Consider the following 18,473-nt stretch of genomic DNA (forward strand, 5'->3'; position numbering starts at 1 on the left):
CCCGTTCCCGCTCCGGTTCGTCGGCGTCCGGGGGTGTCCGGGCGCGTCAGCCACCACCACCCGCACCGGTCCCGGTGTCCGTTCCGGCACCGAGCACGGACACCGCGGCGACGACCGTACCGATCGCGACGACGACACCTACCACGGCGCGGCGGAGCGGCAACCGCCGACCAGCACCGAGCGGGATGCCGCGCTCGACGACCTCGCGCAGCCGAGCCACCGGGCCCGTCTTGTCGACCGGCGGGTCTGCCTCGACGAACACCAGGTCGGCTGGCGGTGGGGCCCATCGGAACGGCCGCGGAGGCGCCGCACCCCGGACCGCGTCGAGCGCCGCGCACACGGTGCTGCGGTCGCCGTCGAGCGCCGCGAGGAGCGCAGCGTCCACCTCGTCGCGACTCGGATCGCGCGGGTCGACACGGTCCCAGACGACCCGGGCAGCCAGCACGAGGACCCGTGCAGCATCGTCACCGGGCAGCTCTGTGCCGTCGCGGGCGGCTCCAGCCGGGTGGTCGCACAGCACCACGGCGCCCGCGTCGTCCACCAGGACGTCGTCGATCCCCGCGACGCCGAGCCGCACCGCGCCGTCCACGGCCGCGACGAGGAGCTCGAGCAGCGGCACGCAGAGGGTCACCGCGACCCCGGTCGTCGGGGTGCCGAGGCGGTCAAGCGCCACCGGGAGCGGCGTCCCACGTGGGCGGTCGAGCAGGATCACGAGCACGCCGGCCCCGGTCCGGCCCACCGCCTCGACGGGCACCAGGTGCCGGTGACCGGTGGCACACCGGTCCGCGATCCAGGCCGCCACGGCAGCGTCATCGGCCGGCGCGACCCAACGGTCGCTGCGCGCGTCGTCGATGCTCTGGTCGGTGCTCGTGTCCATGGTGACGAGCGTGGCGGAGGCGAGCCGGGCCTCCTGTCCGTCCTGCCCGGTCTGTGGACAACGCGTGTTCGCGCACAGCCGGACCGACTGCGGTCTCCCCCGGACCGCGGAGGCCGTATCCTGTCAGCATGGCACGCAGCACTTCCACAGACACGAAGGCGAAGGAGCCGGGGCGTCTCAAGCAGATGTTCCAGGTCTTCCAGATGACCCGACGGGCCGACCCGTCGTCCGTCTGGTGGTTCGCCCTCGCATTCGTCGGCCCCGTCGTCCTCGGCATCGTGCTGGCGCTGGTGCTCCCGGGCCAGAACTGGCTCGCGATGATCCTGTGGATCGTCGCCGGTGTCCTGATGGGCGTGCTGCTCTTCCTCATCGTCCTCGGCCGGCTGGCCGAGCGGGCGGCGTACTCGCAGATCGAGGGCCAGCCCGGCGCCGTCGGTGCGGTGCTCTCCAACTCGCTGCGTCGGCAGTGGCGCTCCAGCGAGATGCCCGTCGCCGTGCACGGTCGCTCGCAGTCCGCGGTCTACCGCGCGGTGGGGCGCCCCGGCGTCGTCCTCATCACCGAGGGCCAGCGCGGCAACCTGAAGCGTCAGGTCGACGAAGAGCGTCGCAAGGTGCAGCGCATCGTCCCGAACGTCGCGGTCCACGTGGTCAGCGTCGGTGACGGCGACGACACCCTCACGCTGCACAAGCTCCCCCGTGCCATGAACAAGTTCAAGAAGTCGCTCAACCGCAACGAGGTCCTGGCCGTCGCGAACCGCCTCGACTCGCTGACGCAGAGCCCCGCCGCGGCGATCCCGAAGGGCATGGACCCGATGCGTGCCCGTGCCGGACGTCCGCGCTGACCTGTCCCCGAACCACCACGCAGAACGCCCCCGACCGTGCCAGGTCGGGGGCGTTCTGCAGTCTGCGTGCGGTGCGTGCGGTGCGGTCGGTGCGGTCGGTGGCGCAAGCCGGGCGCACCGTGCGCCTTCGGCCACTTGGCGCGAGGTTGCCCGCTCGGTGCGAGCCTGTCGCGCTGCACCGAGCGGGCAACCTCGCACGTGCCGACGAACCTCGCACGGTGCGCAGCAGCGCCGCGGCGCGCTCCGGCGACGAACCTCGCACCGTGCGGCGCGGCGCGCCGCGGGCGCGGGCTGCGGTCAGCGGCGGACGAGCACCGTGCCGGCGATGCGGTCGTGCGCACCGCGGCTGTCCCGGTCGATGATGAGCGCCGGCACCACCAGGCAGAGCAGGACGGTCCGGACGACCGGACGCCACACCCCCACGTAGCCCCCGCGCATCGGCACGACGCGCAGCCCGACGCAGATGTGCCCGAACGACCCGGACAGCAGGCAGATGAAGAGCACCTGGAGCGCGGCGAAGATCGCCAGTTGCACCCACGAGTGCGCGATGTCGCCGGAACCGTTCACCGGCGACCAGACCCCGGTCACGTAGGCGATGAGGTCAGCGAGGGCGCCGTCGATGAGCAGGGCGACGATCCGCCGTCCGATCCGCCCGACGCTGCGGGGTCCTTCCTCCGGCAGACCGAGGTCCTTGCCCGGCCAGCCGTCGGGGTGCTCGGAGGGCGCGGACGGACTGGAGGAGCTGCGGGCCATGCCCCAAGCGTAGGCGACCTGCCGCCCGTAACACGCCCGAAACAATTCAGTCACGTCCGGGAAACCCCGTGTCAATAGCCTCGTCGGAGGTGCCTTGATCGGTACCTCCGACATCACCCAACCCATTGGAGATCGGCCCCCATGTTCAGCGATTCCTCCGAGGTCCTGGCCTTCATCAAGGACACCGACGTCAAGTTCCTCGACATCCGATTCACGGACCTGCCGGGTGTGCAGCAGCACTTCAACATCCCCGCCTCGACCGTCGACGAGGACTTCTTCTCGGTCGGCCAGCTCTTCGACGGCTCCTCGATCCGCGGGTTCGCGTCGATCCACGAGTCCGACATGCAGCTGATCCCCGATGTGACCACCGCCTACGTGGACCAGTTCCGCGCCGAGCGCACGCTCATCATGATCTTCGACATCTACAACCCGCGGAACGGCGAGATCTACGGCCGCGACCCGCGCCAGGTGGCGAAGAAGGCCGAGAAGTACCTCGCGTCGACGGGCATCGCGGACACCGCGTTCTTCGCCCCCGAGGCCGAGTTCTACATCTTCGACGACGTCCGCTACTCCGTCACCCAGAACGAGTCGTTCTACGCGGTCGACTCCGAAGAGGGCGCCTGGAACACCGGTCGTGAGGAAGAGGGCGGCAACCTCGCCAACAAGACCCCCTACAAGGGCGGCTACTTCCCCGTGTCGCCGGTCGACAAGACCGCCGACCTGCGCGACGACATCACCCTCAAGCTGATCGACGCGGGCTTCGAGCTCGAGCGCTCGCACCACGAGGTGGGCACCGGCGGCCAGCAGGAGATCAACTACAAGTTCGACACGATGGTCCACGCCGCGGACGACATCCTGAAGTTCAAGTACATCGTCAAGAACACGGCGGACCAGTGGGGCAAGGTCGCCACGTTCATGCCGAAGCCGCTCTTCGGCGACAACGGCTCGGGCATGCACACCCACCAGTCGCTCTGGTCGGATGGCAAGCCGCTCTTCTACGACGAGAACGGCTACGGCGGCCTGTCCGACCTGGCCCGTTGGTACATCGGCGGTCTGCTGAAGCACGCTCCGGCGCTGCTCGCCTTCACCAACCCGTCGATCAACTCGTACCACCGCCTGGTCAAGGGCTTCGAGGCTCCGGTCAACCTGGTCTACTCGGCCGGTAACCGCTCGGCTGCGATCCGCATCCCGATCACGGGCACCAACCCGAAGGCCAAGCGCATCGAGTTCCGCGCGCCGGACGCCTCGGGCAACCCGTACCTCGCCTTCGCCGCGCAGCTGATGGCGGGCCTCGACGGCATCCAGAACCGCATCGAGCCGCACGAGCCCGTCGACAAGGACCTCTACGAGCTCCCGCCCGAGGAAGCAAAGGGCATCCCGCAGGTCCCCGGCTCCCTCGACGAGGCGCTCGACTTCCTCGAGGCGGACCACGAGTTCCTCACGAAGGGCAACGTCTTCACCGAGGACCTCATCCAGACCTGGATCGACTACAAGCGTGAGAACGAGATCCTCCCGCTGGCACAGCGCCCGCACCCGTTCGAGTACGAGCTGTACTTCGGCGTCTGATCCTCGCTGACACACGAAGGCCCCGCACCGTCAGGTGCGGGGCCTTCGCCGTGCCGGTCACGTTTCGGGGTGGGCGACACCTCACGGGCTGCGCCGGCCGTGAGGTGTCGCTCAGCGCGTGACGACGCGGCCTCCGTGAGCGCGGGGTACGGACGCGACCGCCTGGAGGCCCGGTGCCGGTCCGGCGGGCCGGCACCGGGCCTCCCGGCTGGTCGCGACGCACGTTCCTTCCCATCGCACCCGGACTGGGAAGCCGAATCGGGCGTAACTGGTCGAAAGTTCCGACCAGGTACGCCCGTTTCGACCACCCACGCTCGATCCGACCCGGCACCGCGCACACGGGAACGGGGCCCGTGCCGCCCGGCACGGACCCCGCTTCGCGAACGGTGACTAGCGAGCCGTGGCCAACGAGTCGTTCGTCCCCGCTGCGACGCTCACGGGTGCACCCGTGACCGGCGTGGGCCGCCCCAGGGAACGGACGGTCCACCCCGCTTTGACCCAGTCGTGGACCGGGAGGCAGTTGCGCGCATCGATCACGACGCGGCGACCGACGAGGTCACCGAGGGCGACCGGGTCGGCGGTGATGATCTCGTCCCACTCGGTGAGCACCAGGACGACGTCGGCGCCCTCGATCGCGTCCGCCATCGACGCGGCGTAGCTCAGCGTCGGGAACGAGCGCTTCGCCGGCTCCATCGCCTCGGGGTCCCAGAGCGTGACCTGGGCGCCGCGCAGGTGCAGCGCAGCGGCCACGTTGAGCGCCGGGGAATCCCGGACGTCGTCGGTGAGGGGCTTGAACGCGGCGCCGATGACGGCCACACGACGGTTCAGCACCGATCCCCCGGCCGAGTCGATCGCCATGTCGATGACCCGCTGACGCTGGCCCATGTTGATCTCGTCGACCTGCTGCATGAGGCCGACGACCTGGCCCGCGCCGATCTCGTTGGCGCGGTACATGAGCGCTCGGATGTCCTTCGGCAGGCACCCGCCGCCGAACCCGAGGCCGGCGTTCAGGAACTTCCGGCCGATGCGGGCGTCGTGCCCGAGGGCGTCGGCGAGCGTCGACACGTCGGCGCCGGTGATCGCGCACATCTCGGAGATCGCGTTGATGAACGAGATCTTCGTGGCGAGGAACGCGTTGGCGCTCACCTTGACGAGCTCCGCGGTGGCGAGGTCGGTGGTGATGACCGGGGTGCCCTCGCTGATCGGCGCGGCGTAGACCTCGCGGATGACGGCGTCGGCAGCCTCGGACGCGCCGCCCCAGACCAGGCGGTCCGGGTGCAGGGTGTCCTCGACGGCCTTGCCCTCGCGGAGGAACTCCGGGTTCCAGATGAGCTCGGCGTCGATCCCCGAGGGGGTGAACTCGCGGACGATGCCGCGCAGTCGCGCCGCGGTGCCGACCGGGACCGTCGACTTGCCGACGATGAGTCCCGGGTGGGTGAGGTTCTCGGCGACGCCGCGGGTGGCGCTCTCGACGTACGCCAGGTTGGCGGCGTGCGAGCCCGCCTTCTGCGGGGTGCCGACGCAGACGAAGTGGACGTCCGCGGCGGCGACGGCCGAGGCGATGTCCGCCGTGAACCGGAGCTTGCCGCTCGCGACGTGCTTCGTGATGAGCTCGGGCAGGCCGGGTTCGAAGAACGGGACCTCGCCGGCGGACAACGCGGCGAGCTTCGCCGGGTCGACGTCCACGCCGATGGTCTCGAAGCCCATCTCGGCCATGGCGGCCGCGTGGGTGGCACCGAGGTAGCCGGTACCGATGACGCTGATGACGGGTGCGGGACGGGTGTCGGCCTGGTCGGGCGACTTCTTGGACGCGGTCATGGCGTGACCTCCTGCAGGTCGTAGTCGATGTCGTTGCGCTTGATGCCCTCGGCGAAGGCCGCCAGGGAGTCGGCTCGCGAGTTGAGTCGCCAGTCGTTCGTGGTGCGTGTGCCGTCGACGATCGTGGTCGCGGTCTCGCTGAAGTACGCGAAGCCGATGATGTCCGAGTTGGCGGGGTCGGCCAGGGCGTCGAAGAGCGAGTTGATCCACTGGGTCTTCTGGGGGTTCGAGACGCTGCCCCCGGTCTCGGTGGCCCCGATCTCGTTGAGCACGATGCCCTTGCCCGGCGCGACCTGCCGGATCTGGGCGAGCGTCGCACCGAAGGTGTTCTCGAAGGTCGGCTGCTCGCTGGCGTCACGGTAGTAGCCGCTCATGCCGACCCAGTCGACGTACTCGGCGCCCGGGTAGTAGTTCTGCATGTACTCGAGCGTCTGGTACTTCGCGTTGCCGAGCTTGTCGATGCGCGACGGCGACCAGTCCCAGATGGCGTACTGGTTCGCGCCGTTGGCCTGGAAGACGTTCCAGACGTGCTGCCACATCGCGGTGTACGAGCCGGCGGCGTTCTGCTGCTTCGCGGATTCGGACCAGTTGTACCACTGGCCGTTCATCTCGTGGTCGAACCGGATGACGAGCGGCTGGCCGTTCGCCGCCAGGGACTTGGCGTACTGCGTCAGGTAGGCGTCGAACTTGCCGGAGATGACGTCCTCGTTGGTGTAGCCCTCGACGTACGGCTCGTCGTTGCCCGTCTTCGCGGGCACCGACTCCCACGTCATCATCGGCAGACGACCGTTCGCCCACGAGCGCTGGACCGCGTTCTGGTTGAAGTCCTGGTCGAAGCCCTGGAAGAAGCCGACCATGTTCGTCGCCCTCCCCACCTCTTGCGAGACCTGGTCGTACTCGGACCAGTTGAACGGGGACTGCGCCGTGTACAGGCCGTACCAGCGGGACTGCTGCCCGAGGATGTCCGCCTTGGTCGGGACCGCCACGGGCGTGGTGCCCGGGTCGGTCGACGGGCCGGGGTTCGGGTTCGTGACCCCACCGGAGCCACCACCCGAGCCGCCGGAGCCGCCACTCGAACCCGACCCACCGGCCGAGCTGCCGCCGGAACCGGAGCCGGAACCCGACCCGGACCCGTTGTCCGAGACAGCGGACCCGCCGGTCCCGGAACCCGAGCCGGAGCCCGAGGTGCCGGCCCCGTTCGCACCGGAACCCGACGCGTTGACGGAGGACGAGCCTCCCGAGCCCTTCGCGGAACCGAGCTGGGACTGGAGCGACGCGACCTGCGCCTTGAGCTCCGTGATCTGGTCGCCACGCGAGCCGGCCTGGGCGGTGCGGGAGTCGAGCTTGCCCTCGAGCGCCCAGATGCGGTCCTGGGCAGCGTCGAGCTGCGTCTGCAGTTCGGCGGCGGACACCTTCTTGGCCTTCGGGGCGGTGACCCCGAGGGCCTGGTGCACGGCGGTGGAGACGGGGCCGGCCGGGGAGACCCAGACCGACCAGGTGATGAGGGCGAGGGCGAGGACGATGGCGGTCGTGCCGACGGCCGTCCAGCGGGCGTGCTTGCTCGACTGCGCCCACCAGGTACTGGAGGAGCGGATGATGTCAGACAATGAGGAAGGCCTCCAGGACGAAGATCGCGATGCCGATGCAGTACGGGATCGCGGCGTACGGGTTGTACCGGCGGGCCTTCACGGGGGCGGTCCGTGGGGCTGCGGGCTGCACTGCTGCTGCGGCAGCGGCCTCGCGCCGGGTCGCGAGCACGGTCGTGGTGGAGTTGGTGGTGGCGTCGGCCCCGAAGAGCTCGTCGAACGCGCGGTCCACGGCCACCTGGTCGCTCCCGAGCGGCACGCGTCCGTCGACGGCCCGGGCACGGTCCGCGGCGTCGACGGGGCTGACCGGGGTCTGGGTGCCGAAGGACGACGGCTGCGCGGCGTCGGACGGGTCCTCCTGCATCGGACCGCCGGCGTAGGCACCGGCGCGGGTCCCCCAGCCGGACGCGTGCGCCAAGCGGAAGAAGCCGATGAGCCGGATCGGCATGAGGAAGAACGTCGACACGATGATGAACATCGGCAGGCGGAAGAAGTCACTCGGCTTCTCGGCCAGGTGGCGCATCTGCCGGATGGCCATGCTGAGCACCGACGAGACGACCATCAGGGCGGCGACGTAGACGAAGCCCGTCGAGAAGCCGTACTGCGACAGGATGCCCTGGTACAGGTTCTCGCCCTGCCCGGTGAAGGCCCGGTAGATCCAGCCGGCGATCACACCGAAGAGCATGAACGGCAGGATGATGTCGGTGATGAAGAACGCCGCGAGCACCGGGGCGTGACCGAGCATCCACGGCAGCATGCGCAGCGTGTTGTACTGCGAGCCGCGGGCCCAGCGGAGCTGCTGCTTGAACAGCTTCTTCACCTGCAGCGGAGCGTCCGTGTAGACCAGCGATGTGTACTGGTAGACGGTCCGGTACCCCTCCTTGAGCGTGAGGTTCGTGAGCGTGCGGTCGTCGGAGACCTCGAGGAACACACCCATGAACTTCTCGTGCATGAACTTGTCCATGACGCGCATCAGGATGCTCCGCCGGAAGGCGATCGTGCGCCCGGGCAGGCAGCCGATCTGCCCGAGGACGCTCTGCGCGGGCATCGAGTAGAGCGCTCGCGAGTTCTCGAGCCAGTCGGCCCAGCGGGTGATCCAGCTGCGCTCGGGTTCGAGGATGCGCTGCCGAGTCGTGACGCCGCCGACGGACTCGTCGGCGAACGGCTTGAGGAGTTCCTCGAGCGCGCCGGGGGTCCAGACGGTGTCCGAGTCGACGAGCACCGTGATGTCGCCGTTGGACATCTCGGTGCCGACCTTGACGGCGTTGCGCTTGCCCGGGATGGGCGTGTGCGTCCAGCGGACGAGCGGGGCGAACTCGTCGCAGACGGCTTCGAGCGCCTCGTTGCGGGCGCCGTTGATGACGACGATGATCTCGCCGGGTCGCTGCTCGACCATGCGACCGATGACGTCGCGGAACAGGTCGAGCGGTTCGTCCACGACGGGGACGACGACGCTGGTGGTACCGACGAAGGTGCCGGTGAACGGGCGGTAGCGGGCGGAGATGACGACCTTGACCAACCAGAGCAACCAGATCACCGCGGAGTACACGGCGAACAGGTAGAACTCGGGGTGGCCTTCGACCATCTGCCTGATCTGCAGAATGAAGGTGAACACTGATCCCTGCTTCAACGTTCGAGGTGGAGATTCCGCGACGTTGGGGAATCAGGGTCGGTTCGGGTGACCCCATTGACGCAGAAACCTGAACCCCCGCGCAACGCGACCCCCGTCCGGGGGCGTTTCGAGCGCGTTACGGGGTACACACTTGTCCCCATCTCCACCGGGACCGGTGGTCCCCCCTCGTGCTGACAGCACTCCTGCGGACCGCGTTCACCCTGTCACTCACCCTGGTGGGCGGCGAACACTGCCGGGAGGCGCGGATCACCGCACCGGGAAACCCCTGTTCACGACAGGGTCACCGGGCGAGTCGGCGCGGACCTCTGGCACGTCTGCCGGCGGCCCGGGGCGTGGTGGTCACGGCGAAGTAACGACGGACCCGTCTGTCCGAATCGGGGTACAGTCCGAAACGAACGGGGGACGGTGCGCGACACGGGGAATTAACCTGCGACGACTCGTCACCTTCGCGTCCGGGGAGCACGCCCGGGCGTGTCGGTGCCGCGTCAGGCGCCGTAGAACTCGCGCTCGAAGACCTGCCGTGCACGTCGGGTGACGCCGAGGTAGTCCTCTTCGAGCTCGCTCGCCGAGCCGGGCGGGTACTCCATCAGCCGCGCGACGCCCTCGAGCTGGACTCGGTCGACGGGCAGGACGTCGGTGGTCTTCCCCGACCAGAGCACCAGCGCACTGCGCGTCCGCGAGGCGAAGCGCCAGGCCGCACCGAGCCGCTCGCCGTCGTCGGCACTGACGAACCCGGCAGCTACGGCACCGTCGAGTGCCTCGAGCGTCGAGGTCGTGCGGAGCGCGGGGAACTCGAGGGCGTGCTGCAGCTGCAGGAGCTGGACGAACCACTCGACGTCGCTGAGCGATCCGCGCCCGAGCTTCAGGTGGCGAGCCGGATCGGCCCCACGTGGCAGTCGCTCGGACTCGACACGGGCCTTGATGCGTCGGACCTCGCGCACCTCGTTCTCGTCGATCCGCTCCGGGTAGCGCGTCCGGTCGGCCAGGTGCTCGAAGTCCCGGAGCAGCTGGGCATCCCCCACGGCGCCACGGGCACGGAGCAGCGCCTGCGCCTCCCACGTCAGCGACCACCGGGCGTAGTAGGCGCCGTAGGACTCGAGCGTGCGCGCCACCGGGCCGTTCTTCCCCTCGGGGCGCAGGTCGATGTCGAGGTCGAGCGGGTGGACGGTGTCCTCGGTGAGCCGGTTCAGCTCGCGCACGATGGTCTGTGCCGTCCGGGAGGCCACCTCGGTCGCCAAGTCCGGCGCGCGGTACACGTAGAGGACGTCGGCGTCGGAGCCGAAGCCGAGCTCACGCCCGCCGTAGCGGCCCATCGCGATGATCCCGAACTCGAAGTCCGCGGGGGCGTCCCGCCGGGCGAGCGCGAGGGCCCCGGCGAGCGTCGCCTCGGTCACGTCGCTGAGTGCAGCACCCAGGGCGTCCACGTCGAGGTGGCCGAGCACCGCAGCCATGCCGAGGCGCAGGGTCTCGCGGCGGCGCGCCGAGCGCAGCAGGCTGGCCGCACCGTCGACGTCGTTGCCGTGCCGCGCCGTCGTCGCGGTCATCTCGGCGAGCAACGAGTCCATCGGGCGTGCACGCAGGAGCGACTCGGGCTCGTCGAGCCAGGCGACTGCCTCCGGGAACCGCTCGAGCAGACCGGACAGGAACGCCGACTCCGACAGCACGGTGGTCAGCGAGTGCGCAGCCCCGGACGAGTCGCGGAGCATCCGGAGGAACCAGCTGGACTCCCCCAGGGTGTCGCTGAGCCGTCGGAACGCCAGCAGGGCCCGGTCGGGCGCCGGCCCCTCGGCCATCCACCGCAGGAGCACCGGCAGCAGGTTGCGCTGGATCGCCGCGCGCCGGCTCGTGCCCTGTGTGAGCGCCCGGATGTGCCGCAGCGCACCGGGCGGGTCGACGAACCCGACGCCTGCGAGCCGGTCGACGACCTGGTCGTCGGTCAGCACGATCTCGCCCTCTGTCGTGGCGACGGCGGACAGCAGCGGACGGTAGAACAGCCGCTCGTGCAGGCCGCGGACCTCGAGCTTGACCGCCCGCCACCGGGTCTCGAGAGCTGCGGCCGAGGTGGCCAGACCGCTCGACCGGGCGAGGACACGGAGTTCTTCCTCGTCGGTCGGCATCAGGTGCGTCCGCTGCAGTCGGCGGAGCTGGATGCGGTGCTCGAGGACCCGGAGGAGCGCGTAGTCCGGACCGAAGTGGGCGGCCTCGGCGCGTCCGACGTACCCGGCGGCGGTCAGGGCGTCCATCGCCTCGAGGGTGGAACGGACCCGCACGGACTCGTCGTCACGACCGTGCACGAGCTGCAGGAGCTGCACGGTGAACTCGACGTCGCGCAGGCCGCCGGGGCCGAGCTTCAGCTGCCGGTCGACTTCGCCGTCGGGGATGTGGTCGGTGACGCGCTCGCGCATCCGCTGCACCGACTCGACGAACCCGGGGCGCGCCGACGAGCTCCACACGAACGGTGCGACGGCCTCGGCGTAGCGCGCACCGAGGTCGGCCGAGCCGGCGATCGGCCGGGCCTTGAGGAGCGCCTGGAACTCCCACGACTTCGCCCAGCGCTCGTAGTACGCGACGTGCGAGTCGAGCGTGCGGACGAGGGCACCGTCCTTGCCCTCCGGTCGCAGGTTCGCGTCGACCTCCCACAGACCGGGTTCGGCGGCCAGGTCGGTGATCGCGTGGGTCGCGGCGATCGCGATCCGCGTCGAGATGCGGACGGCACGGTCGGTGCCGATGTCGTCGGTGGCCTCGGTGACGAAGATGACGTCGACGTCGCTGACGTAGTTGAGCTCGCGTGCGCCGGCCTTGCCCATCGCGATCACCGCGAGCGGGGTCGCAGCGACGTCGGCGGCCGGGAACGGCACCTCGCGCCGGGCGACGTCGACAGCGGCGTCGAGCGCTGCCCCGGCCAGGTCGGCCAGTCCGGCAGCGACGGCCGGGAACGCCTCGGTCGGCGACGAGTGCAGCACGTCGTACAGGGCGATCTGCGCGAGGTGCCGGCGGTACCGCACCCGCAGGCACATCCGTGCGTCCTCGCCGGTGGCACCGTCGATCGCCTCGAGCAGGGACGCCGTGTACCGCTCCTGCGACCAGGGTGCGACGACGGGCTCGAGCAGCAGTGCGAGCTCGGCAGGACGACGGTGCAGGAACTCGCCGAGACCGACCGAGGCGCCGAGCAGGCGGATCAGCCGCTCCGTCGCGGCCTCGTCCGTCAGGACGGGGCGGAGCTCGTCCGGAGCACGCTCCAACAGCCGTTCCAGCAGTCGCAGCGCGCCGTCGGGATCCGCGGTGATGCCCCAGAGCGCCGGGGTGCCGCTGACCGGCAGCGGCACGACGGAGCCGAACCGCGCCTCCAGGTCGGCGATCCGCTCCAGGCTCTCCGACAGCTCGGCGAAGCCCAGGCGGGCCAACTCGGAACGCGACGACGTCGTCCGACCGGTCATGTGGTGCGCTCGCTCAGAGGGCGCCGAGGTTGGTGTCGAGCTCGAACGGCGTGACCTGGTCGCGGTAGCGCTTCCACTCCTGGCGCTTGTTGAGGAGCACGAAGTTGAACACGTGCTCGCCCAGCGTCTCGGCGACGAGCTCGGAGTCCTCCATCAGGCTGAGGGCGTGGTCGAGGCTCGACGGCAGCTGGCTGTACCCGAGGGCACGACGCTCGGCGTCGGTCAGGCTCCAGACGTCGTGCTCGGCCTCGGCCGGCAGCTCGTACTCTTCCTCGATGCCCTTGAGCCCCGCAGCGAGCAGCAGCGAGTACGCCAGGTACGGGTTCGCCGCCGAGTCGATGCCGCGGTACTCGATGCGCGAGGACTGCCCCTTGTTGGGCTTGTACAGCGGCACGCGCACGAGCGCCGAACGGTTGTTGTGGCCCCACGTCACGAAGGACGGGGCCTCGTCGCCGCCCCAGAGGCGCTTGTACGAGTTCACGAACTGGTTCGTCACCGCGGTGATCTCGGGTGCGTGCTTGAGCACACCAGCGATGAAGTGCTTGGCGGTTCGGGACAGCTGGTACTCGCCGCCGGCCTCGTAGAACGCGTTCTGGTCGCCCTCGAAGAGCGAGACGTGCGTGTGCATGCCCGAACCCGGCTGACCCGAGATCGGCTTCGGCATGAACGTCGCGTAGACGCCCTGCTCGATCGCGACCTCTTTCACGACCGTGCGGAAGGTCATGATGTTGTCCGCCATCGTCAGTGCGTCGGCGTAGCGGAGGTCGATCTCGTTCTGGCCAGGCCCGGCCTCGTGGTGGCTGAACTCCACCGAGATGCCGAGGTCCTCGAGCATCCGGACCGAGCGGCGACGGAAGTCGTGCGCGCTGCCGCCGGGGACGTTGTCGAAGTAGCCGGCCTGGTCGACGGGTTGCGGCCCGCCGTCCTTCCACTCGCGGCTCTTGAGCAGGTAGAACTCGATCTCGGGGTGCGTGTAGAACGTGAAGCCACGCTCGCTCGCCCGGGCCAGCGTGCGCTTCAGCACGTTGCGCGGGTCGGCGACGGCGGGCTGGCCGTCCGGCGTCGTGATGTCGCAGAACATCCGCGCGGTCGGGTCGACCTCGCCGCGCCACGGCAGGATCTGGAACGTCGAGGGGTCCGGGTGCGCGAGCACGTCGGCCTCGTACGAGCGGGACAGGCCCTCGATCGCGGAGCCGTCGAACCCGATGCCCTCGGCGAAGGCACCCTCGACCTCGGCCGGGGCGATCGCCACCGACTTCAGCGTCCCGATGACGTCCGTGAACCAGAGTCGGATGAACTTGATGCCGCGCTCCTCGATGGTGCGGAGCACGAAGTCCGTCTGCTTGTCCATGCACGACCTTTCCGTGTATCGGGTGGCCGCGGGCGGGCCTCGTCCCAGGCTAGTGGTCCCGCGGCGTGCGCGGGGCCGTGCGACGCGTCAGTGGTCCGTCACCGTGCCGTCGCCGGTGCGTCACCGGTCGTCGGCGTCCCACTTCTCGTTGTTCGCCGCGATCCGGTCGAGCGCGTGCTGCGCTTCCTCGCGCGTGTCGAACGGGCCGATGCGGTCGCGCTGCGGGGACTGCGGCCCCTGCTCGACCTGACCGGTCTTGTCGTTGAACCACCACTGGGACTCGATGCGTTCGTCGCTCATGCCGCCCACCGTACCCAGGTGACGGCCTGGAGGCCCGGTGCCGGCCCGGCGGACCGGCACCGGGCCTCCAGGCAGTCGCGCTCACCCCGTCGGGCCGCACCGGAGGGCGGTCACGCCCACCCCGTCGGGCCGCACCGGAGGGCGGTTGCGCTCGGCGCGTCGCGCCGCGGCTAGAGTGGTCGGCATGCCCCGGGACGAACACGGACACCTGACCGCCGGCCGCGTCTCCCCGCTCCGGACCGTCCCGAAGGACATCGAACGCCCGGAGTACGTCGGCAAGGTCGAACCGCACGAGCACGGCCTCGGTGACACGTACTCCCCCGACGAGGTCGAGCGCATCCGCACCGCCGGCCGCATCGCGTCCCAGGCCATCGACGCCGTCGGCGCGGCGATCCGTCCGGGCGTGACCACCGACGAACTCGACCGCATCGGCCACGACTTCGTCGTCGCACACGGCGCCTACCCGTCGACGCTCGGGTACCGCGGGTACCCGAAGTCGCTGTGCTCGAGCCTCAACGAGGTGATCTGCCACGGCATCCCGGACGACACCGTCCTGCAGGAGGGCGACCTCGTCAACATCGACATCACCGCCTACAAGGACGGGATGCACGGCGACACGAACCGCACGTTCATCGTCGGGCAGGCATCGCAGGAGGTGTCGGACCTGGTGACGCGGACCGAAGAGGCGCTCCGACGCGGCATCAAGGCCGTCGCCCCCGGCCGGCAGGTGAACGTCATCGGCCGCGCCATCGAGGCGTACGCGAAGCGGTTCGGCTACGGCGTCGTCCGCGACTACACCGGCCACGGTGTCGGTCGTGCTTTCCACTCCGGCCTGATCATCCCGCACTACGACGCGCCGCAGTACGACGACGTCATCGAGCAGGGCATGGTGTTCACCATCGAGCCCATGTTGACCCTCGGCGGGATCGAGGCCGACATCTGGTCCGACGACTGGACGGTCTCGACGCGCGACAAGTCGTGGACCGCGCAGTTCGAGCACACCCTCGTCGTCACCGAACGCGGCGCGGAGCTCCTCACCGTCTCCTGACCGGACACCCCTTCCTGACCGGGCACTCCGGCAGGCAACCGAAAGGCACGACAACCTCATGACCTCCCTCGCAGTCGGCGTCGACATCGGTGGTACGGGCATCAAGGGCGCGATCGTCGACGTCGCGTCCGGTGAACTGACCACGGACCGCATCAAGAAGGCCACCCCGGAAGGCGGGAAGCCCCACGACATCACCGCCGTCGTCGCCTCGATCCTCGACGAACTCGCACCCGCGGCAGACGTCCCCGTCGGCGTGTGCTTCCCCGCGATCGTGCGGGACGGCAAGACCATGTCGGCTGCGAACGTCTCGAAGAAGTGGATCGGCTTCGAGGCCGAGGCGCTGTTCGAGAAGGAGCTCGGCCGCGCGATCCACTTCGTCAACGACGCCGACGCCGCCGGGTTCGCCGAGCAGCAGTTCGGCGCGGCGAAGGGCAAGGACGGCCTGGTGATCGTCACGACGCTGGGCACCGGGATCGGCAGCGCGCTCATCAACGACGGCGTGCTCATCGTGAACTCGGAGCTCGGACACCTGGAGATCGACGGGCACGACGCCGAGTCGCGCGCCTCCTTCGCTGCCAAGGAGCGCGACGACCTGTCGTGGAAGCACTGGGCGAAGCGCCTGCAGACCTACTACTCGACGCTCGAGGCCCTGCTCTCCCCCGAGCTCTTCGTCGTCGGCGGCGGCGTGTCGAAGCAGTACGAGGAGTTCCTGCCGCTGCTCGACCTGCAGGCGGAGATCATCCCCGCGACCCTGCGCAACAACGCCGGCATCATCGGCGCCGCGACCCTGGCTGCCCGGAGCGCCTGACCCGGCGATCGGTCGGACGGTCGAGCCCGCACTGGCCTGCACCGTGCGGCGCGGGAGGTGTTCGGTGCGGTTCGACGCGCCCGGCCGCTGGCGCCGAGGTTCCACGACTCGCCGTCTGCGGTGCGCCGAGGTTCCACGGAGCCCCCTCGTGCGCGCCGACATGCCGAGATCTCGGAACCTCGGGGCGCGGGTGCGGGTGGGCGCCGGCACGGGGCCGGGCGCGGGGCCGGTAGACTCGGACCTGCGAATGGGTCGGTGAGACGGTCGCGTCACTCCCCCGGGAGTGCCGAGGAACGTCCGGGCTCCACAGAGCAGGGCGGTGGGTAACACCCACCCGGAGCAATCCGCGAGACAGTGCCACAGAAAGCAGACCGCCGGCGGCAACGTCGGTAAGGGTGAAACGGTGGTGTAAGAGACCACCAGGGGTCCGGGTGACCGGATCCGCTCGGTAAACCTCGCCCGGAGCAAGGTCAGACAGAGGACGCTGAGGCTGCTCGCCGAGTCCTCGGGTAGACCGCTGGAGGCCGACGGCAACGTCGGTCCGAGAGAGATGGCCGTCACCGCCGTGCAAGCGGCGGGACAGAACCCGGCGTACGGCCGGCCCATTCGCCCCACTGCTCGTCGTCCGCTCCCTCGCACCGTGCGGGGAGCGGACGATTCCGTGCGGGGTTCCGTACTCCGTGCGGCGCCGGGCGCGTCTCACCGAGTACGGAACCTCGCACCGGACGGGCCCCTCGCACCGTGCGGGGCTCGCACCGGACGGGCCCCTCGCACCGTGCGGGGTTCGCGCCGTGCGAACGCCGCGGCGCGCTACAGCCCGGACTCGGCCGTCCGCACCAGGATCGCGTCGCTGTCCGGGCACAGCACCACGTCGTCCGGGGCGGCCCGGCGGATGTCCTGCAGGTCGGAGTTGTTCAGCGCCACGCCCGACGCCGTCGACACCCCACCCTGCAGCAGCGACGCACCGAAGCCGTAGCGGGCACGCTGCCGGTCGTAGAGCGCGAGCAGCTCGGCCGGCACCTTCGCGGCGACGTCGGCCCGGGCCTGCTCGGCAGAGGCACGGTCGGACGACAGCCGCGCGATCTCGGCGTCACGCTCGGCGACCAGGCCGGAGCGGGCGGCCTCGACGTCGGCGAGCTGCGCCTCGATGTCGCCGACCCGGGCGCGGAGGCCGTCGAGGTTCTCCATGACCTCGAGCTCGGCGGTCTCGAGCCCACCGATGCGGCGCTGGAGCGACTCGAGCTCGTTCTGCAGCCCGGCCGCGTCCTTCGAGTTCGACACGTTCTGCAGCATCGTGGTGTCGCGTTCGACGCGGGCCTGCGCGGTGGCGGTGTCGGACTCGAGGCGGGCGAGTTCGCGTTCGGCGTCCTCGACCAGGCCGGTCGCGGCGACGAGTTCGCTGCGCAGCCCGGCGGCCTTGGTGCCGAGTCCGGTGAGCTGGTCGCCCTTCTGCAGCGACGTGATGCGGTGCGCGATGCGGGTGACGTCGTTGTCGAGTCGTTGGACGTCGAGGAGGATGACCTGGTCCTCGGGTGCTGCCTTCATGGTCAGACTCCTTCAGTGGGGGTGGTGGGTTCTGCCGCCGGCAGGACCGCGAAGTCCCACGGGTCGGTTCGGAGGTCGCTCACGGTGACCCGGACGCCGGCAGCCTGGCGCAGTTGCGCGGCCGCGACGTCGAGCCAGAGCCACTCGGTGGCCCAGTGCGAGGTGTCGATGAGGGCGGGACCGCCGCCGAGCAGTGCCTGCTCGCGGAACTCGGACGCCGGGTGGTGGCGGAGGTCGCTCGTGATGTACACGTCGGCAGCGAGGACGGCAGGGTGGCCGAGCAGCGAGTCCCCCGCTCCGGCGCACAGTGCCACGGTGCGCACGGGCTGGTCGAAGTCGCCGGACACCCGGACCCCGGTCGCGGTGGGCGGCAGCAGGTCGACGAGCTTCCGTGCCAGGGCGCCGAGGGTCATGCCCTCGGCGAGGACCCCGGCGCGGCCGATGCCCGTCGCGGGGTCGGCTCCGGCGTCGAGCGGTCGCTGGTCGGTCAGGCCGATCCGGTCGGCGAGCACGGCCGAGGTCCCCGTGGTGACGACGTCGGCGTTGGTGTGGGCCGCGATCAGGGCGCTGCCACCGCGCACGAGGGTCGCGAGGACGCTGCCCTTGTACGTCGACTCGGCGATCGTCGTCACGCCGCGCAGGAGCAGCGGGTGGTGCGTGAGCAGGAGCCCGGCACCGAGCTCGACCGCTTCACGTGCGGTCGCGGGGACGGCGTCGACGGCCAGGTGGACGTGCTCGACGGTGGCGTCCGGGTCCCCGGCGACCAGTCCTACGGCGTCCCACGACTCAGCTCCTGCGGCGGGCCACAGGTCTTCGATCACGGCCTGGAGTTCGCGGAGCGTCGGCATCCGGTCAGTCTACCGAGCCGACCGCGTCGGCACCGGCAGCCGGTCCGCGCGGGGTGATCCG

The 18,473-nt window shown here is 70.3% G+C and carries 14 protein-coding genes and 1 other RNA gene; 5 read left to right on the forward strand and 10 right to left on the reverse strand.

The genetic code is table 11. The features are described 5' to 3' along the window. Nucleotides 1-46: 46 nt before the first annotated feature. Nucleotides 47-877, reverse strand: coding sequence for a hypothetical protein (locus M4960_RS02780; protein ID WP_248703386.1), 831 nt, complete (start codon nucleotides 875-877; stop codon nucleotides 47-49). A 128-nt stretch (nucleotides 878-1,005) separates the two neighbouring features. On the opposite strand from M4960_RS02780, the gene M4960_RS02785 reads away from it, so the two are divergent. After that, nucleotides 1,006-1,719 carry a DUF4191 domain-containing protein gene (locus M4960_RS02785; protein ID WP_111087017.1) on the forward strand — a complete coding sequence of 238 codons (714 nt, stop codon included), beginning with the start codon at nucleotides 1,006-1,008 and terminating at the stop codon, nucleotides 1,717-1,719. Between the two features lie 297 nt (nucleotides 1,720-2,016). On the opposite strand, the gene M4960_RS02790 is transcribed toward M4960_RS02785, so the two are convergent. After that, the gene (locus M4960_RS02790; protein ID WP_123292673.1) at nucleotides 2,017-2,472 is read right to left on the reverse strand and encodes an RDD family protein; all 456 of its coding nucleotides are present in this window, start codon (nucleotides 2,470-2,472) and stop codon (nucleotides 2,017-2,019) included. A 141-nt stretch (nucleotides 2,473-2,613) separates the two neighbouring features. Between M4960_RS02790 and glnA (M4960_RS02795) the strand changes: the two genes are divergently transcribed. Further along, a complete protein-coding gene (gene glnA, locus M4960_RS02795; protein ID WP_123938182.1) occupies nucleotides 2,614-4,038 on the forward strand; it encodes a type I glutamate--ammonia ligase in 1,425 nt (474 codons plus the stop codon). A 390-nt stretch (nucleotides 4,039-4,428) separates the two neighbouring features. On the opposite strand, the gene M4960_RS02800 is transcribed toward glnA (M4960_RS02795), so the two are convergent. From M4960_RS02800 to M4960_RS02825, 6 genes are all read right to left on the reverse strand, one after another. Beyond that, nucleotides 4,429-5,856: a UDP-glucose/GDP-mannose dehydrogenase family protein gene (locus M4960_RS02800; protein WP_123292672.1), complete on the reverse strand. Its 1,428-nt coding sequence runs from the start codon at nucleotides 5,854-5,856 to the stop codon at nucleotides 4,429-4,431. Then, nucleotides 5,853-7,463, reverse strand: coding sequence for a glycoside hydrolase family 26 protein (locus M4960_RS02805; RefSeq protein ID WP_248703387.1), 1,611 nt, complete (start codon nucleotides 7,461-7,463; stop codon nucleotides 5,853-5,855). Before M4960_RS02805 ends, M4960_RS02800 begins: the two co-directional genes overlap by 4 nt. Continuing rightward, on the reverse strand, nucleotides 7,456-9,057 hold the full coding sequence (locus M4960_RS02810) for a glycosyltransferase family 2 protein (RefSeq protein ID WP_248703388.1): 1,602 nt from the start codon (nucleotides 9,055-9,057) through the stop codon (nucleotides 7,456-7,458). The genes M4960_RS02805 and M4960_RS02810 overlap by 8 nt, the downstream gene beginning before the upstream one ends. Nucleotides 9,058-9,560: 503 nt before the next feature. Then, nucleotides 9,561-12,512, reverse strand: coding sequence for a bifunctional [glutamine synthetase] adenylyltransferase/[glutamine synthetase]-adenylyl-L-tyrosine phosphorylase (locus M4960_RS02815; protein WP_134193672.1), 2,952 nt, complete (start codon nucleotides 12,510-12,512; stop codon nucleotides 9,561-9,563). Between the two features lie 13 nt (nucleotides 12,513-12,525). Then, the gene (gene glnA / locus M4960_RS02820) at nucleotides 12,526-13,863 is read right to left on the reverse strand and encodes a type I glutamate--ammonia ligase (protein WP_111087010.1); all 1,338 of its coding nucleotides are present in this window, start codon (nucleotides 13,861-13,863) and stop codon (nucleotides 12,526-12,528) included. Between the two features lie 120 nt (nucleotides 13,864-13,983). Continuing rightward, on the reverse strand, nucleotides 13,984-14,163 hold the full coding sequence (locus M4960_RS02825) for an SPOR domain-containing protein (protein WP_123292668.1): 180 nt from the start codon (nucleotides 14,161-14,163) through the stop codon (nucleotides 13,984-13,986). A gap of 184 nt (nucleotides 14,164-14,347) precedes the next feature. Here M4960_RS02825 and map point away from each other — a divergent pair, with 184 nt between their 5' ends. The 3 genes from map to rnpB all read left to right on the forward strand — a co-directional run bounded on the left by map (nucleotide 14,348) and on the right by rnpB (nucleotide 16,628). Then, a complete protein-coding gene (gene map / locus M4960_RS02830; protein WP_123292854.1) occupies nucleotides 14,348-15,211 on the forward strand; it encodes a type I methionyl aminopeptidase in 864 nt (287 codons plus the stop codon). Between the two features lie 58 nt (nucleotides 15,212-15,269). Next, nucleotides 15,270-16,019, forward strand: a complete 750-nt coding sequence (gene ppgK, locus M4960_RS02835; protein ID WP_111087008.1) for a polyphosphate--glucose phosphotransferase — start codon at nucleotides 15,270-15,272, stop codon at nucleotides 16,017-16,019. A gap of 248 nt (nucleotides 16,020-16,267) precedes the next feature. Beyond that, an RNA gene (gene rnpB, locus M4960_RS02840) (RNase P RNA component class A) lies at nucleotides 16,268-16,628 on the forward strand. Between the two features lie 201 nt (nucleotides 16,629-16,829). Here rnpB and M4960_RS02845 read toward each other — a convergent pair. Next, on the reverse strand, nucleotides 16,830-17,564 hold the full coding sequence (locus tag M4960_RS02845) for a zinc ribbon domain-containing protein (RefSeq protein ID WP_123292667.1): 735 nt from the start codon (nucleotides 17,562-17,564) through the stop codon (nucleotides 16,830-16,832). Nucleotides 17,565-17,566: 2 nt separating this feature from the next. Next, complete coding sequence (locus M4960_RS02850; protein ID WP_123292666.1) at nucleotides 17,567-18,412, reverse strand: Nif3-like dinuclear metal center hexameric protein; 846 nt, start codon at nucleotides 18,410-18,412, stop codon at nucleotides 17,567-17,569. Nucleotides 18,413-18,473 lie beyond the last annotated feature (61 nt).

Origin of the sequence: Curtobacterium sp. MWU13-2055, assembly GCF_023242305.1 — a bacterium.
In the GTDB taxonomy this organism is placed as follows: Bacteria; Actinomycetota; Actinomycetes; order Actinomycetales; family Microbacteriaceae; genus Curtobacterium.

Bases quoted from the DNA above. Each gene is read 5' to 3' on its own strand.
- M4960_RS02780 (WP_248703386.1), bottom strand. From the start codon at position 877: ATGGACACGAGCACCGACCAGAGCATCGACGACGCGCGCAGCGACCGT.
- M4960_RS02785 (WP_111087017.1), top strand. From the start codon at position 1,006: ATGGCACGCAGCACTTCCACAGACACGAAGGCGAAGGAGCCGGGGCGT.
- M4960_RS02790 (WP_123292673.1), bottom strand. From the start codon at position 2,472: ATGGCCCGCAGCTCCTCCAGTCCGTCCGCGCCCTCCGAGCACCCCGAC.
- glnA (WP_123938182.1), top strand. From the start codon at position 2,614: ATGTTCAGCGATTCCTCCGAGGTCCTGGCCTTCATCAAGGACACCGAC.
- M4960_RS02800 (WP_123292672.1), bottom strand. From the start codon at position 5,856: ATGACCGCGTCCAAGAAGTCGCCCGACCAGGCCGACACCCGTCCCGCA.
- M4960_RS02815 (WP_134193672.1), bottom strand. From the start codon at position 12,512: ATGACCGGTCGGACGACGTCGTCGCGTTCCGAGTTGGCCCGCCTGGGC.
- glnA (WP_111087010.1), bottom strand. From the start codon at position 13,863: ATGGACAAGCAGACGGACTTCGTGCTCCGCACCATCGAGGAGCGCGGC.
- M4960_RS02825 (WP_123292668.1), bottom strand. From the start codon at position 14,163: ATGAGCGACGAACGCATCGAGTCCCAGTGGTGGTTCAACGACAAGACC.
- map (WP_123292854.1), top strand. From the start codon at position 14,348: ATGCCCCGGGACGAACACGGACACCTGACCGCCGGCCGCGTCTCCCCG.
- ppgK (WP_111087008.1), top strand. From the start codon at position 15,270: ATGACCTCCCTCGCAGTCGGCGTCGACATCGGTGGTACGGGCATCAAG.
- M4960_RS02845 (WP_123292667.1), bottom strand. From the start codon at position 17,564: ATGAAGGCAGCACCCGAGGACCAGGTCATCCTCCTCGACGTCCAACGA.
- M4960_RS02850 (WP_123292666.1), bottom strand. From the start codon at position 18,412: ATGCCGACGCTCCGCGAACTCCAGGCCGTGATCGAAGACCTGTGGCCC.